The following is a 15,242-nucleotide window of genomic DNA, read 5'->3' as shown; positions in this document are numbered from 1 at the left end:
ACGGGGGCGCAGTGCGCACGGACTGGAGGGGCGCCCTCACGCTCCGCGGCTGGGGCTTCGTGGGCGCCGCCATCGCTGTGCTCCTGGCCGCCGAGCTCCTGGGCCGGCGCGACCTCCTCCACCTCGCCGTCTTCCTCGGCCTCATCCCGGCGGCGGCCCTGGCCTCGAACCTGCTGTTCCGGCCCTCCCTCGACGTACGCCGCACGCCGACGCCCGACGTCGTCGAGGCCGGGCACACCACCGAGGTCGCACTCAGCCTCGCCCACAGCGGCCTGCTCTCGGGACGAATGTCGATGGCCGAGCAGCTCCCGCCCAGCCTCGGCGCCGGGCCGGGCTTCCTCTACCCGGGAAGGTCGATCGGCAGGGACGGGAGGAGCCACTACCGCTACGAGCTCGCGAGTCCCCGGCGCGGCCTGTACCTCCTCGGTCCGGTGGAGGCGATGCACACGGATCCCTTCGGGCTCGCGGAACGTCACAGCCGCATCGGCGCCCCCACCCGTCTGACGGTCACCCCTCCCGTGCTGCCCCTCGCCGAAGGCGTCCTCGCGGGGCGGCGCGGGACCGAGGGGACGGTCGCGGCGCGGATCCAGTCCATGCCCAGCGACGATGACGTGATGACCCGCGAGTACCGTCCCGGGGACCCCATGCGCCGCGTGCACTGGGCAGCAACCGCACGCCAGGGCGAGCTCATGGTGCGGCAGGAGGAGTCCGCGACGTCGCCCGAGGCGACCCTGATCCTGGACCTGCGGCGCTCCGCGTTCCCATTTCCCGGGCATGCGGCCTCAGACGCCCCGGACTCCCCCGCCTTCGAATGGGCCGTGACCACCGCGATGTCGGTGTGCGCCCACCTGGTCTCGCTCGACTACTCGATCAGGCTCCTCGCACCCGACGGCACCCTCGCGCTCGCCCGCTCCGCGTCGGCGCCGGAGCCGGACAGCCCTGAGTACGCAGGAGCCGCCGGACTGGCCGCCATCGGGGAGTCCCTCGCCGCGATCACCCCCAGGGAGGCCGCGGCGTCCGCAGGGGACGGGTTCTCCGACCTCCTGCTCGACCGGCTCGAAGGCCACCGCGGGCGCGGCCCGATCGTCGCGATCCTCGGCAGGACCTCCCGGGACGCCGCGCGTGAGCTCGCCCCCGCGGCCCTCCTCGCCGAGCGCGCGCTCGCCGCCGTGGTCGTCCCCGTTGCAGGCGGCGGCCGTGAGGCGGTCGAGGCACTCCGCCAGAGCGGCTGGATGGCTGCCGAGTGCACACCGCGCACCCCGGTGGCCTCGGCCTGGGCCGCGCTCGTCGACGACAGTCCGGAACGGGGCGGACGGCGATGAGGGCCCGCCGCTTCGCGCACCTCGGCGTGGAGGCCTTCCTGGCCCTCTCCGTCGCGGGCGGCGCCGCCTCCTACGGCGGCGTCCTGCGGGGATTCAGCTGGCTCTACCCCGTCATCGTCGTCACCTGCGCAGCCCTCGCCGGGACCGCCTTGGCCCGCGCGGCCCTCGCCGGGCGTCGGGGCGCCCCGTGGCACCCGGTGGTCGTCGCCGTCGCGGGCCTCGCGGCCTGGGTGGCGGCGATGTGCGCCATGTTCTTCCGCGCCACGAGCCTCGCCGGGCTCATTCCCGGCCCGCGGACCTTTGCCTCCGCGCGCGAGGCCCTCGACCAGGCCTGGCACACCGTGGTCTTCGACGCCGTGCCCGCAGCACCCAACATCGGAATCGTCGCACTCCTGGCAGGAGCCCTCGGGCTCATCGCGCTCGTCGCGGAGACGATCGCCATCTCGTGCCGCCTGCCTGCGCTCGCCGGGATCGCCCTCCTCGCGGTCCTCGTGGTGCCCGCGACGCTCAAGCCGAACAGCGTGGGGGCCGTCGGGTTCGCCGCCGCCGCGGCGGGCTACCTCGGCATCCTCGCCACGGCTCAGGCCGATGGGGGAAGGCCGGACGGCGGAGGGACCGAGGGCCGGCGGTCCCGGCGGGAGACCCCGCGCGGCGCGAGAGCGCCCGAACGGTCCACCGGAGAGCTCGCGGCGGCAGCGCTCTCTCCGGGCCGGCTCATCATCCTCATCGCGGCGATCGTCGCCGGCGCGCTCGCGCTGCCGCAGGTGGTTCCCGGGTTCGACCGCGGGCTCTTCCCCGAAGGTGCCCGGCTGCGCAGCTTCGGACAGAATGTCGGCCTCAACCCTCTGATCAGCCTCGGGAGCGACCTGCGCAGCGCCGAAGGCGTGGGCATCCTCCGCTACGCGACGAACTCCACCATCCCGCTCTACCTCCGGACCGTGACCGTGTCCACGTTCGACGGCGGCTCGTGGGCACCGGACAACCGGGACGACCAGCTGCAGTACCCGCTCACAGGGATCACGCCGCGCACTCCCATCACGGCGGCGCCCAGCGTCACCACGACCACCGTCATCACCACCGGCGGCTTCACGAGCCCGTACCTCCCGGCCCCCTACGCCCCGACCACCGTGGACGGCCAGCGCGGCCGGTTCGGCTGGGACCCTGCGGACCTGAGCATCAAAGGCGACCCGGGCGCGAGCCGCGACCAGTTCTACACGGTGCGCTCCACGAGGCCCGACATCACGCGCGATGCCCTGGCGACGGCGAACGGCACCCCCCGGGGCCTCAGCTCCGAGGTGCGGGACGTGCCGCGGGGCGTCCCGGCCTCGGTGCGCTCCGCCGCCGAGGACGTGACCCGCGGCAAGGCCACCGCCTTCGAGCGGGCTGTCGCGATCCAGGCGTGGCTGCGCACGTTCCAGTACTCAGAGCGGGCCCCCGTCGAGGACGGCTACGACGGCACCGGCATGGACGTGCTCGAGACCTTCCTGCAGAAGCGCTCCGGCTACTGCATCCACTTCGCCGCAGCGATGGCGGTCATGGCCCGCATCGTCGGCATCCCGAGCCGGATCGCCGTCGGCTTCGCCCCGGGCCGGCCCACCGGGCAGACGGTCGCGATCCCGTCGGCGCAGGCCCTGACTGAGTACCAGGTCGACGGCCGGGACGCCCACGCGTGGCCCGAGCTGTATTTCGAAGGGCTCGGATGGGTACCGTTCGAGCCCACGCCGTCACGCGGCGTCACCCCGGCCTACTCCCTCACCGACTCCGCTGCCCAGTCCGGCAGCACCAACCTGGACCAGCTCAACGAGGGGCTCTTCCCCTCGGGCGTTCCGGGCGCGCCTCCCGCCGAGTCCCAAGCCTCGGCCCCGGCGGCGTCGGGTGCCTCCACCGAGGCCTCCCCCTGGGTTGCCGCCGCGCTCGTGGCCCTCGGCGTGCTCGCGGCCGCACTCGTCCTCACCCTGCCCGCCGCGCTGCGCGCAGCGCAGCGTCGGCGCCGCCTCGACCGCGGCCTCGACGGCATCTGGGAGGAACTCGAGGCCGTGGGCGTCGACCACGGCCTCCCGCCCGACCCCGCGGACTCCCCCCGCGCCTACGCGAAGCGCCTCACGGCTTGGGAGACGGACGACGGCGGGCTGAGACGCGCGCTCGACACCCTCACCGCCGAATACGAGCGTCACGCCTACGGACGCCCCGGGTACGACGCCGACGAGGAGGCCGCCCGCCGCGCCGTCGCCGTCGTGCACGAGAGGGCCCGGCACGCACAGCGCCCCGTCCGGCGGGCCCGCATCGCCGCGCTGCCGCCGTCTGCCTTCGCGTGGCTCGCGAGGGCATTGACAGCTGTGGCCCCCGCAGCCAAGGCTGCAGGGGCCACAATCCGTGCCGCGGCGAAGGCCGCCGCACGGGGGGTCAAGCGGAGGAGCTAGCCCGCCCGAGGCGGTCAGCCCGCGTACGGGTCCGCGATGCTGGTCGTCTCTCCGTCCGCTGTGCCCGCCCCAGGCGGTCAGCCCGCGTACGGGTCCGCGATGCCGATGTACTGCGTCGTCGTGTACTCCGCGATGCCCTCGGCGCCGCCTTCGCGGCCCAGGCCGGACTGCTTGACGCCGCCGAACGGGGCGGCCGCGTTCGAGATGACGCCGGCGTTGAAGCCGACCATGCCGAACTCGATCTGCTCCGCGACGCGGAACATGCGGGCGTAGTCGCGGGTGTAGAGGTACGAGGCCAGGCCGTACTCGGACGCGTTGGCGAGGCGGATGGCCTCCTCCTCCGTCGCGAAGGTCGTCACCGGGGCAACGGGGCCGAAGATCTCGTTCCTGAGGATCTCGGCGTCGTTCGGGACGTCGGCGAGGACCGTCGGGGCGTAGAAGTACCCGTCGCCCTCGAGCGGGGAGCCGCCGGTCGCGACGCGGGCACCCGCGGACACCGCCTCGGTCACCAGCGCGTGGACGTCCTTGCGGGCACCGCCGTCGATGAGGGGCCCCACGGTCGTGTCGGACTCCGTGCCGCGGCCCGGCTTGAGCGCCGACATCGCGGCCGCGAACTTGGAGGTGAACTCCTCGGCCACCGACTCGTGCACGAGGAAGCGGTTGGCGGCCGTGCAGGCCTCGCCCATGTTGCGCATCTTGGCCGCCATGGCGCCCTCGACGGCCTTGTCCAGGTCCGCGTCGTCGAACACGATGAACGGCGCGTTGCCGCCGAGCTCCATGGAAGTGCGCAGCACGTTCTGCGACGCGTCGGCCAGCAGGCGCCGGCCCACCGGGGTCGAGCCGGTGAAGGAGACCTTGCGCAGGCGGTGGTCCTTCATGAGCGGCGCGGAGATGCTCGACGCGGACGACGAGGAGACCACGTTCACGACGCCCGCCGGCACGCCCGCCTCGACGAGGACGGAGGCGAACAGCTGGGTGGTGAGCGGGGTGAACTTGGCCGGCTTGATGATCACCGTGCAGCCGGCGGCGAGGGCCGGGCCGACCTTGCGCGTGGCCATGGCCAGCGGGAAGTTCCACGGCGTGATGAGCAGGCACGGGCCCACGGGCTTGCGCTGCACGAGGATCTTGTTCTTGCCCTCGGGCGTGGTGACGTAGCGACCGTAGTCGCGCACGGCCTCCTCGGAGAACCAGCGGAGGAACTCGGCGCCGTACGTGACCTCGCCCCGGGACTCCGGGAGCGGCTTGCCCATCTCGAGCGTCATGAGGAGCGCGAACTCCTCGGAGCGCGCAGTGACGAGGTCGAACGCGCGGCGGAGGATCTCGGCGCGCTCGCGCGGGGCGGTGCGCGCCCACGATGCCTGGGCGGCGGCGGCGGCGTCGAGCGCGGCGAGCGCGTCCTCGCTCGTGCCGTCGGCGATCTCCAGGAGGGCCTTGCCCGTCGCGGGGTCCTCGACAGCGAAGGTCGCCCCGCCCGTGGCGTCGCGCCACTCGCCGTTGATCAGCAGGCCGGTCGGAACTTTCGCGAGCAGCTCCTGCTCGCGCTCAGGGGTGACAGCGGTGTTCTCGGACACGTCAGGCTCCTTTTCGCAGCACGCTCACCGGCGAGCGTGGGTGGACTGATTCCACGCTAGGCCCCTGCCGCATGGGTGTCCATGCATGACGGAACCACCGTGACGCACTTCACCTGTGCATCTGCACAATCTACTTCCGCGGAATTCCGGGCTTTTCAGCGGGCGGCGACCGATGCGGCATAGAGCTCCCGCTTGCTCGTCCCGGAGCCCTCGGCGACGACGGCCACGGCCTCCTTGAGCCGGGTCCCGGCCGCGACGAGGGAGTGCACCTCCGCGACGAGGTCCTCCATGCTCGACGGCGGCGCCTCCCCCGCGCCCTCGACCACCACGGCGATCTCGCCCCGGACCTCGCTCGACTCGGCCCAGGCGGCCAGCTCGCCGGCGCTGGCCCTCAGGACCTGCTCGTACGTCTTGGTGAGCTCGCGGCACACGGCTGCCCTGCGCTCCGCGCCGAACGCCCCGGCGAGGGCCCGGAGCATCGCCGCCAGACGGTGCGGCGCCTCGAAGAAGACCATGGTGCGGCGCTCGCCGCGCAGTTCGGAGAGCCGCTGGCCCCTCTCGCCCGCCTTGCGGGGGAGGAATCCCTCGAAGCAGAAACGGTCCGTCGGCAGCCCCGACAGGGCCAGCGCCGTCAGGACGGCCGAGGGTCCCGGGAGCGCAGTGACCGTCAGGCCCTCGGCCACTGCCGCCTCGACCAGCCGGTAGCCGGGGTCGGAGACGACCGGCATGCCCGCGTCGGTCACGAGCAGGACCGTGCCGCCGGCACGGACGGCGTCGACGAGCTCGGGCGTCTTGGCTGCCTCGTTGTGCTCGTGGTAGCTCACCACCCGACCGCGGGGCCGTACGCCCAGCCCGGCGACGAGCCGCTGGAGCCTGCGCGTGTCCTCGGCGGCGATGAGGTCCGCCTCCCCCAGAAGCTCGACGAGCCGGCGGCTCGCGTCGCCGAGGTTCCCGATCGGCGTCGCCGCGAGGACCACCGCGCCGCTGCCCGCGCTGCCCGGGAGGGTGCCCGCGGCGTCGTACGGCTCGGTGTCTGCGGGGGGCGTGGGATCGCTGTCGGGCTCGTGCACGGGGCCCAGCCTACGCCGGTAGCATGGGGCAGGATGACCTCCCCGACCCAGACCCGCCCGCCGGTCCGCGGCTGGAACACGCCCCGGCGGCGGATCGTCGACCCCGTGCAGGACGCGGCCCTCGGCACTGTGGAGGCCCTCAGGCAGCGGCTCCTTGGAGCCCAGCTCGCCTGGCGCGAACGGTCGGCACGGGACAGGCTGCTGAGCTGGACGATCCCCCTCGCGGTGGGCCTCATCGCCGCGCTCCTGCGCTTCTGGCAGCTCGACCGCCCGCACGCCCTCGTGTTCGACGAGACCTACTACGTCAAGGACGCGTACTCCTACCTGGTCTCCGGGGTCGAGCGCGCATGGAGCCAGAACGCGAACGCGCTCTTCCTGCGGGGCGACATGAGCGGCCTCCAGGACGGGCCGGAATACGTGGTCCACCCGCCCGTGGGCAAGTGGATGATCGCCCTCGGGATGGCGCTCTTCGGACCAGGGAGCTCGTTCGGCTGGCGCTTCAGCGCGGCACTGGTGGGCGTGCTCTCCGTGGTGATGACGGCGTGGGCCGCCCGCCGGCTCTTCCGCTCCCACGCGCTCGCGGCGGCGGCCGGCCTGCTGCTGGCGATCGACGGCCACCACATCGTCCTGTCCCGCACCGGGATCCTGGACATCTTCCTCTCGTTCTGGCTCCTCGCCGCGTTCTGCGCCCTCCTGATCGACCGCGACGACGGCCGACGGCGCCTCGCGGACCGGCTCGGCCGCCTCGCCGGGCCCGACGGCCGCCTCAGGCCCACAGCGCTCGTCACCGGCCCCTGGCTCGGGATCCGGTGGTGGCGGGTTGCCGCTGGCGTGTGCCTCGGGCTCGCCGTCGGAGTGAAGTGGTCCGCCCTCGCGTTCGTCGCCGCCTTCGGCCTCATGACCGTCCTGTGGGATGCCGGAGCGCGCCGCAGGGCGGGAATCCGCGCCTGGCTGCCCGGCGCCGTCGTGCGCGACGCCCCGCTGGCCGCCGTGAGCATCGTCGTCGTGGGAGCGGCGGTCTACCTCGCGTCGTGGACGGGCTGGTTCCTCTCGGACAGCGGCTTCTACCGCACCTGGGCGAGGGACCATCCGGACCCGTCCTGGAGCTGGATCCCGGACTCGCTCCGCTCGCTCGCGCACTACCACTTCGAGGCATACGCGTTCCACAACGGGCTCAGCTCGCCGCACCCCTACGCCTCAAGCCCGTGGAGCTGGCTGGTGCAGGGCCGTCCGACCTCGTTCTACTACGCCGAGCCGGCGAACACGTGCGGGGTGGAGCACTGCTCCTCCGCCGTGCTCTCGGTCGGCAATCCCCTGATCTGGTGGACCGCCGTCGTCGCGCTCGCGGTCGTGACCCTGCTCTGGGCCGGACGGCGCGACTGGCGGGCTGGAGCCATCCTCGCGGGAGTCGCGGCTGGCTACCTGCCCTGGTTCCTGTACCCCACGCGGACCATGTTCGCCTTCTACGCCGTCTCCTTCGAGCCGTTCCTGATCCTCGCCCTGGCGTTCGGGCTGGGGCTCGTCCTCGGCAGGCCGACCGACCCGCTGTGGCGCCGCCAGGCCGGCTTCCTCGCAGTCGGCGTGTACCTGCTGGCGGCGCTGGTCATCTCGGCCTACCTCCTGCCGATCTGGACCGCGGAACCCATCCCGTACATCGAATGGCGGCTCAGGCTGTGGATGCCGAGCTGGACGTAGCGCCAGATGGCAGGATGGACACGGGGGACGAGGCGGAGCACGCGCGACGAAAGGGTGACGACGTGGCAGGCAGCGCGGAAACGGGACAGCGCCGGAGCCGTACGGAGGTGTCCGCAGAGGCCGTGGCGAGCCTCCCCGGCGCCACGAACGTGACCGACCTCCTGGAGGACCGCGCGGCCGCGACGCCGGACGCCGAGCTCTTCTCCCGACGCACTGCGGCGGGCTGGGAGCACGTCACTGCGGCGCAGTTCGCCGAGCAGGTCCGATCGCTCGCCCGGGGGCTCATCGCGAGCGGCCTCGACATCGGCGACCGCGTGGCCATCATCTCGCCGTCGAGCTTCGAGTGGGCGCTCGTCGACTTCGCCGTCTGGTACGCCGGTGGCGTCCCAGTCCCGATCTACGAGACGTCCTCCCCGTCCCAGATCGCCTGGATCCTCGAGGACGCCGGGGCGAAGCGGGTCTTCGCCGGAAGCCGCGAGCTCGCCGAGTCCGTGCAGGAGGCCATCGAGGCCTCCCCCGCTCTGCGCGAGTCCTGGCTCCCCGTGACGGTCATGACGGAGGACGGCGAAGGGGCCACCCTGCGCAGCCTCGCCGGCCCCGGCCTCGGGGTGGGCGACGCCGAGCTCGAGCGGCACCGCACGGCAGCCGACCTCGAGACGCTCGCGACCCTCGTCTACACCTCCGGCACGACCGGGCGGCCGAAGGGCTGCGAGGTCACCCACGGCAACCTGTGCCTGCTCGCCGTGAACCTCGCCGCGCACCTCCCGACGGTGGTCGGTCCCGGCAGCCGCACGCTCATGTTCCTCCCCCTCGCGCACGTCCTGGCCCGGGCCGTGCAGGTCACGTGCGTCGCCGCCGGGGTCGTGGTCGGGCACTCGCGCCAGGCCAACCTCCTGCGCGACCTGGCCACCTTCCGGCCGACCTTCCTGCTCGCGGTGCCGCGGGTCTTCGAGAAGGTCTACGCCGCCGCGCACGCCAAGGCGGCCAACGGGCTGCGCGGGTCGCTGTTCGAGCGGGCGGCGCACACCGCCCGGGAGTACTCCGAGGCGCTCGAAGCGGAGGCGACGGGCGGCGAAGGCCCCGGGCGCCGGCTGCGGATCCGGCATGCAGTGTTCGAGCGGCTCGTCTACGGGCGCCTGCGGGCGGCCTTCGGCGGGCAGGTCTCCACCATCGTCTCCGGTGCGAGCGCGCTGAGCCCGGGACTCGCGCACTTCTTCCGCGGGGCCGGGCTCACGGTTCTCGAGGGCTACGGCCTGACCGAGACCACCGCGCCGTGCACCGTGAACACGCCGGAAGCGACCCGGATCGGCAGTGTGGGCCGGCCCGTGCCCGGCACCGAGATCCGCATCTCGGACACCGGCGAGGTCCTCGTGAAGGGCATCGGCGTCGTCCGCGGGTACCGCTCGGCGTCCCCGGACTCGCCCGAGGCCGCGGCGTTCCAGAAGGACGGGTTCTTCGCCACGGGGGATCTCGGTTCCCTCGACGACGACGGCTTCCTCACCCTCACGGGACGGACGAAGGAGATCATCGTGACAGCGGGAGGGAAGAACGTGGTCCCCGGCCCGCTGGAAGAGGCCGTCCGCGAGTGCGAGCTCGTCGCGCACACCATCGTGGTGGGCGAGGGACGCCCCTACGTCGCCGCCCTCGTGGCGCTCGACGCCGATGAGCTCCCCGCGTGGGCCCGCCGGCGCGGGCGCGTGCTCACCCTCGAGGACGCCAGGACCGACCCGGAGGTGCTCGCCGAGGTGCAGTCCGCGGTCGACGCGGCCAACGAGACGGTCTCGCGCGCAGAGTCGATCCGCAGGTTCGTGATCCTCCCCCGCGAGTTGACGCTCGAGGACGGAGACCTCACCCCGTCCCTCAAGCTCAAGCGCCAGCCGGTCACCGAGGCGTTCCGCGACGAGGTCGAGGGGCTCTACTCGGCCTGACCCTCCGCGTGGCCCGCGGCGCCCTCGCGGCGCTTCGGCGTGGGCCAGCAGAAGATCGCCATGAGGACCGACACGAGCAGCACGAGCACGCCGATCGTGATCGCGGCATCCATCCAGAACTGCGCCGGGAACAGCCGGATGAGGGTGTCCTCGAGGCGGAAGGTCCAGGTCCCGTCGGCGAAGAACAGCCGGTGGAACTCGGTGAAGAACTGCTGCCAGCCCAGCGCGGCCGCCACGGCGAGGGCGCCGATGAGGCCGACGGTCAGGAGCGAGCCGGCGAAGATCCCGCGGGCGAAGGCGCGCGGTGTCCTGCGCAGCCCGATGAACGCGACGACGAAGAAGATCAGGATCGCGAGCCCAGCCCCGTAGGACGAGAGGACGACCAGCTTCACGTCCGCCATATGGCTGACCTCGCCGCTGGTGAACAGCCGGTCGCCGTTGGGGAAGACCAGGTCCCCCAGGTACCGCGGCCCGGCCACGTTCGCGAGGTAGTCCACCGCGTAGGAGCCGTACGTGAGCCTGTCGTCCGGAGTGAAGCCGTACCCGTCCCCAGGGAAGCCGGGCCGGAAGTACTCCGCCCAGAGGAACAGGGGGCTCGCGACCGCGCGGACGGCGGCGGTGAGCAGCAGGAACGGCAGGAGGACCGCCATGAAGACCTGGACGATGCGGGGACCCACGGGCTTCGACCGGGCGGCGGCCTCGCGCTGGTCCTTGCGCCGCTGCACCTCGTCCTCCGGGGGCCGGACATTGAGGGCACCGGTCGGGTGCGGCTCCGCTGGGACTGCCGTGGCGCCGTCGTCCGTCTTCATCCATGCGAACTCCGGCTCACCGCTGTCCTTCGGCTCGTCGAAGTCAGCCCCCGGTTCGGATCCGGATCTCTTGTCGGTCAACACAGCCACCATCCAGTAGCGGCCCCGCAAGGGCCTCAAGTAAGCAAGGTCTGCCTCCCACCGTACCGGCTTGCCCCGCCCCAACCCGCCAGCGTCATCGACGTGTGGCCGAAGCGTTACCCGCCCGTCTGCAGGACGCCCGGCGGCGTGGCCAGCGCGTGGCTCAGTGCTTGGCGTAGGTGGCCCAGTCCATGTTCCAGTCGCCCCAGCCCTCGAGCGGCTCGATCGGGGGCGCACCTGTGTTGAGGGTCTGCACGATGTCTCCGGGCTTGAACGTGTTGAAGAACCAGGCGGCGTCGTCGGGCAGGAGCCCCACGCAGCCGTGGGAGACGTTCGTGTTGCCCACATACGGGATCGCGGACGGGAGGGCCTGGTGGACGTAGACCCCCGAGTTCGTGAGCCTGTTCGCGTGCTCCACCGTCAGGGGCGGGTAGTACCCCTTGTCCCCCGGCTTGAGGCCGATGCTGCCTGCATTGAAGTGCGAGTACCGCTCCTGCTCCATGATCACGGCGTACCCGGTCGGCGAGAGCCACCCGGCGTCCCCGAGGGTCACCGGGAAGGTCTTCACGTGCTGGCCGTCGAGGAAGACCTGCATCGTCTTGGTCGTGTCGTCCACGACTGCGAGGCGGCTGGGTCCGGTGGTGAAGCTGACGTCGGCGTTGAAGTTGCCGATCATGCCCTTGCCGAAGTCGACTCCGAAGAGCCTGAGGGCGAGAGTGACCTTGGCGTTCGGCGCCCAGAAGGTCGCAGGGCGGATGCGCGCCATCTTGTCGCTGTACCAGTGCCACCTGACGTCCTGATTGGAGGTCGAGGTGATGGCGACGGCCTTCTCGACGGCCTCCTTGTTGGTCACCGGCTCGCTGAAGGTGATCTGGATCGGCTGGCCCGTTCCCACCGTGGAGCCGTTGCGGGGGAAGACCGCGGCATCGGCCTCGTTGGCCGCTGTGACCGTGTGGAAGGTCTGCTTCTTCGTCGTCTCGCGTCCGGCCCCGTCCGCGAGCGTGAACTCGTAGGTGTACGCCATGTTGAACGCGAGCGGGTCCTGCGCAGTCCAGGTCACGCCGTCGGCGCTCACTGACCCCTTCACCTCGACGCCCTTGGCGTCGGCGAGGTGCACGGACACGACCCGGCCGTTGACGGCCTTGACCTGCGGGCTCATCGCCGGGTTCACCTCGGTGGCACCGTCGGTGGGGGTGACTCCAAGTTCCAACGGCTTGACGACCGGGGTCACGAGCCCGGGCTGGGTGCGCAGGGGCGTTCCGGCCTCCGACGCCGGGGCCTGCTGCGTCCACGGCTGGGCGATGGCTATCCCGGCCGCACCCCCCAGGACACCGACCACGAGAATGCCTGCGAGGGCCGCTCTGGACCCCCGTCCCAGTTTCCTGCGTTCCGCCACAGGTGAGTCCCCCTTCGTCCGGCCTTCGTTCAAGGGTACGCCAGAGCGACGCGCGCCCCCGTCACCCCGGGGCAGAGGCCGGGGGTGACCGGGGCGCGGCGGCGACGCCTCGCGAGGCGCCTCAGTAGCGGTAGTGGTCCGCCTTGTAGGGGCCGGCGACGTCGAGGCCGAGGTACTCCGCCTGGTCCTTGCTCAGCTCCGTGAGCTCGACTCCGAGCGCCGCCAGGTGGAGGCGGGCGACCTTCTCGTCGAGGATCTTCGGCAGGACGTAGACCCGGTTCTCGTACTCGCGCGCCGAGTCCTGGCCGTCCTCGGAGCGGTCGCGCTTCGTCCACAGCTCGATCTGGGCAATCGTCTGGTTCGCGAACGAGTTGCTCATCACGAACGAGGGGTGGCCGGTCGCGTTGCCGAGGTTCAGCAGGCGTCCCTCCGAGAGCACGATGACCGAGTGTTCCGGCGCGGCACCGTTGGGGCCGCTCGAGGCGGGGAAGACCCATTCGTGGACCTGGGGCTTGATCTCGACCTTGCGGACCCCGGGCACCTTGGCGAGACCCGCCATGTCGATCTCGTTGTCGAAGTGGCCCACGTTGCCGACGATGGCCTTGTCCTTCATCCCGGCCATGTGCTCTGCGAGGATGATGTCCTTGCCCCCGGTGGTCGTGATGAAGATGTCGCCCTGGTCCAGGACCGACTCGAGCCGCGCCACCTGGTAGCCGTCCATTGCGGCCTGGAGGGCGCAGATCGGGTCGATCTCGGTGACGATGACGCGCGCGCCCTGCCCGCGCAGCGCCTCCGCGGCCCCCTTGCCGACGTCGCCGTAGCCGCACACGACGGCGACTTTGCCGCCCATCAGGACGTCGGTGGCCCGGTTGATGCCGTCCGGGAGGGAGTGGCGGATCCCGTACTTGTTGTCGAACTTGCTCTTGGTCACGGCGTCGTTGACGTTGATCGCCGGGAAGAGGAGCCTGCCCTGCTCGGCGAGCTGGTAGAGGCGGTGGACGCCCGTGGTCGTCTCCTCGCTCACGCCCTTGATGCCTGCGGCGGTGCGGGTCCACTTCTGCGGGTCGCGGGCCTGCCCCGCCCGGAGGACGTCGAGGATGATCCGGTACTCCTCGGGGTCCTCGTCGGTCGCCTCGGGGACGGCCCCGGCGGCCTCGAACTCGACGCCCTTGTGGACCAGGAGCGTAGCGTCACCGCCGTCGTCGAGGATCATGTTCGGACCGAGGGCCGGATCGGTGTCGGCACCGGGCCAGGTGAGGATCTGCTCCGCGGTCCACCAGTACTCCTCGAGCGTCTCCCCCTTCCAGGCGAAGACGGGCACTCCCTGAGGATCCTCGGCGGTTCCGGCGCCCACGACGACGGCGGCGGCTGCTTCGTCCTGGGTGGAGAAGATGTTGCACGACGCCCAGCGGACCTCCGCGCCGAGCGCGACGAGCGTCTCGATGAGCACAGCCGTCTGGACCGTCATGTGGAGTGACCCGGCAATGCGGGCTCCTGCCAGCGGCTGGGACGGGCCGAACTCCTCGCGCAGGGCCATGAGGCCGGGCATCTCGTGCTCGGCGAGGCGGATCTGGTGCCGCCCCGCCTCATGGAGGGAGATGTCGGCAACCTTGTACTCGAGGGTCATGCGTGCTGCTCCTGTGCGGTGCTGGATTCGTGCTGGTCGCCCGGGGCGGCCCCGGCCTGCGTGTGCTCGGGGGCGAGGAGGACGGGGATCCCGTCCTCGATCGCGTAACGGGGCGTCGTGCCGTCCTTGGCCCGCGTCGTGGCCACGAGCGAGTCACCGTCTTGGACGAGGGCGGACCCCGTGACGGGGCACCGGAGGACGGCGAGCAGCGACGGGCTGAGGTTCGGCATGCCCACTAGCCTACAGACATGCGCGCGGCGCGCAGAGCGGCGGCGACTGCTTCCTCAGGGGGCGGGACTAGAAGGGTTCGCGGAGCAGCCGCAGATGACGCCGCACGACGGCTTCGGCGCCGGCCGGGGCCTCGAGCGGGGCGCGGGGAGGCCGGTCCGAGGAGTCTGGCTGTTCCGTGGGGACGGGCGCGTCCTCCTCGCGCACGGCGTCGGCTATGGCGAGCATGTCGTCTGGGCTGCGCGGGGGCGCCGGGGGAAGGGCCAGCCGCAGGACCTCCCAGCCGCGTGGCACCGTGAGCCGGGCGGCGTGCTCAGAGCACAGGTCGTAGCTGTGGGGCTCGGCGAAGGTTGCCAGCGGACCCAGGACGGCCGTCGACTCGGCGTAGACGTACGTGAGCGTGGCCACCGCGGCCTGGCGGCAAGCCGATCGAGAACAATGGCGTAGTGGACCCACGGCACAGAACCCTACTCCCGCTCTCCGGCGGAAGCGGGCATTGAACCCCGCGACCGGGCGTGTGCCTCCGCTCCGGCTCGCCCGCCGGGGCGGCGGCGACTAGAGTCGATGTATGCAGGATCGTTCATTGGCCCACGGCTCCGGGGCCGAGGGCGGCAGCCTTCGCATCCGGGCCGTCCCAGCCGCGGACGAGCCGAGCGGCCGCGGCCGCAGGAGCTTCCGCGAGCGGCGGAGGAATCGGCACGGCCGCGGGCTCAGGGGCGAGATCCTGCCCGCTGTCCTCCCCGCGTCGCGCACGCGGGCCGAGCGCTTCGAGGACTGGGTCTTCGACGCAGCGGAGCGGCTCCAGGACCTCAACGGCTCCAGGCTCGACGGCGTCGAGTACGCCGTCGAGGAGATCCCGCCAGGTCTCGAGCAGATCCTCGTGGAGCGGGGACGTGTCCCCCAGGGCAAGTACACTCCCGGCGGGGCGGGCCGTGCGCCGCGGATCACGATCTACCGGAGAGTCGTCGAGACCGAGGCCGGCGCCCGCACCGAGCTGCAGGACCTCGTCCACGACATCGTCGTCGAGTACACCGCGCTCATGCTCGGCGTGGCGCCCGAGACCCTCGATCCGTACTACCGCGGCTACTGACGCCG

At 72.2% G+C, this 15,242-nt stretch carries 12 protein-coding genes; 5 read left to right on the top strand and 7 right to left on the bottom strand.

All coding sequences use genetic code 11. The features are described 5' to 3' along the window. Positions 1 to 11 precede the first annotated feature (11 nt). Together ABD298_RS10315 and ABD298_RS10310 are read left to right on the top strand one after the other, a co-directional pair. Positions 12 to 1,322 carry a DUF58 domain-containing protein gene (locus ABD298_RS10315; protein WP_344299596.1) on the top strand — a complete coding sequence of 437 codons (1,311 nt, stop codon included), beginning with the start codon at positions 12 to 14 and terminating at the stop codon, positions 1,320 to 1,322. After that, the gene (locus ABD298_RS10310; protein WP_344299595.1) at positions 1,319 to 3,742 is read left to right on the top strand and encodes a transglutaminase TgpA family protein; all 2,424 of its coding nucleotides are present in this window, start codon (positions 1,319 to 1,321) and stop codon (positions 3,740 to 3,742) included. The genes ABD298_RS10315 and ABD298_RS10310 overlap by 4 nt, the downstream gene beginning before the upstream one ends. Before the next feature lie 77 nt (positions 3,743 to 3,819). On the opposite strand, the gene ABD298_RS10305 is transcribed toward ABD298_RS10310, so the two are convergent. Both ABD298_RS10305 and rsmI read right to left on the bottom strand, forming a co-directional pair. Beyond that, positions 3,820 to 5,313, bottom strand: a complete 1,494-nt coding sequence (locus ABD298_RS10305) for an NAD-dependent succinate-semialdehyde dehydrogenase (protein ID WP_344299594.1) — start codon at positions 5,311 to 5,313, stop codon at positions 3,820 to 3,822. A 155-nt stretch (positions 5,314 to 5,468) separates the two neighbouring features. Further along, positions 5,469 to 6,383: a 16S rRNA (cytidine(1402)-2'-O)-methyltransferase gene (gene rsmI / locus ABD298_RS10300; protein WP_425564371.1), complete on the bottom strand. Its 915-nt coding sequence runs from the start codon at positions 6,381 to 6,383 to the stop codon at positions 5,469 to 5,471. A 33-nt stretch (positions 6,384 to 6,416) separates the two neighbouring features. Here rsmI and ABD298_RS10295 point away from each other — a divergent pair, with 33 nt between their 5' ends. Together ABD298_RS10295 and ABD298_RS10290 are read left to right on the top strand one after the other, a co-directional pair. Continuing rightward, positions 6,417 to 8,078, top strand: coding sequence for a dolichyl-phosphate-mannose--protein mannosyltransferase (locus ABD298_RS10295; RefSeq protein WP_344299593.1), 1,662 nt, complete (start codon positions 6,417 to 6,419; stop codon positions 8,076 to 8,078). 62 nt (positions 8,079 to 8,140) lie between these two features. After that, on the top strand, positions 8,141 to 10,006 hold the full coding sequence (locus tag ABD298_RS10290; protein WP_344299592.1) for an AMP-dependent synthetase/ligase: 1,866 nt from the start codon (positions 8,141 to 8,143) through the stop codon (positions 10,004 to 10,006). On the opposite strand, the gene ABD298_RS10285 is transcribed toward ABD298_RS10290, so the two are convergent. The 5 genes from ABD298_RS10285 to ABD298_RS10265 form a co-directional block, all read right to left on the bottom strand. After that, positions 9,994 to 10,899, bottom strand: a complete 906-nt coding sequence (locus ABD298_RS10285; protein ID WP_425564387.1) for a TIGR01906 family membrane protein — start codon at positions 10,897 to 10,899, stop codon at positions 9,994 to 9,996. The genes ABD298_RS10290 and ABD298_RS10285 overlap by 13 nt on opposite strands. 160 nt (positions 10,900 to 11,059) lie before the next feature. After that, on the bottom strand, positions 11,060 to 12,235 hold the full coding sequence (locus ABD298_RS10280) for a L,D-transpeptidase (RefSeq protein WP_344299590.1): 1,176 nt from the start codon (positions 12,233 to 12,235) through the stop codon (positions 11,060 to 11,062). A 178-nt stretch (positions 12,236 to 12,413) separates the two neighbouring features. After that, on the bottom strand, positions 12,414 to 13,919 hold the full coding sequence (gene ahcY, locus ABD298_RS10275; protein WP_344299589.1) for an adenosylhomocysteinase: 1,506 nt from the start codon (positions 13,917 to 13,919) through the stop codon (positions 12,414 to 12,416). Beyond that, on the bottom strand, positions 13,916 to 14,149 hold the full coding sequence (locus ABD298_RS10270) for a Trm112 family protein (RefSeq protein WP_208712023.1): 234 nt from the start codon (positions 14,147 to 14,149) through the stop codon (positions 13,916 to 13,918). The genes ahcY and ABD298_RS10270 overlap by 4 nt, the downstream gene beginning before the upstream one ends. Before the next feature lie 67 nt (positions 14,150 to 14,216). Next, a complete protein-coding gene (locus tag ABD298_RS10265) occupies positions 14,217 to 14,603 on the bottom strand; it encodes a DUF3499 domain-containing protein (RefSeq protein WP_344299588.1) in 387 nt (128 codons plus the stop codon). 112 nt (positions 14,604 to 14,715) lie between these two features. On the opposite strand from ABD298_RS10265, the gene ABD298_RS10260 reads away from it, so the two are divergent. Then, positions 14,716 to 15,237, top strand: a complete 522-nt coding sequence (locus ABD298_RS10260; protein WP_344299587.1) for a metallopeptidase family protein — start codon at positions 14,716 to 14,718, stop codon at positions 15,235 to 15,237. Positions 15,238 to 15,242 lie beyond the last annotated feature (5 nt).

This window comes from Sinomonas flava, from assembly GCF_039531875.1.
Classification (GTDB): Bacteria; Actinomycetota; Actinomycetes; order Actinomycetales; family Micrococcaceae; genus Sinomonas; species Sinomonas flava.
Note: the sequence above shows the minus strand (reverse complement) of the source record. Positions and strands in the feature narration are given on the sequence as shown.

Coding starts and splice junctions, on each gene's coding strand:
- ahcY (WP_344299589.1), bottom strand. CDS start 13,919: ATGACCCTCGAGTACAAGGTTGCCGACATCTCCCTCCATGAGGCGGGG.
- ABD298_RS10310 (WP_344299595.1), top strand. CDS start 1,319: ATGAGGGCCCGCCGCTTCGCGCACCTCGGCGTGGAGGCCTTCCTGGCC.
- ABD298_RS10295 (WP_344299593.1), top strand. CDS start 6,417: ATGACCTCCCCGACCCAGACCCGCCCGCCGGTCCGCGGCTGGAACACG.
- ABD298_RS10260 (WP_344299587.1), top strand. CDS start 14,716: ATGCAGGATCGTTCATTGGCCCACGGCTCCGGGGCCGAGGGCGGCAGC.
- ABD298_RS10270 (WP_208712023.1), bottom strand. CDS start 14,149: ATGCCGAACCTCAGCCCGTCGCTGCTCGCCGTCCTCCGGTGCCCCGTC.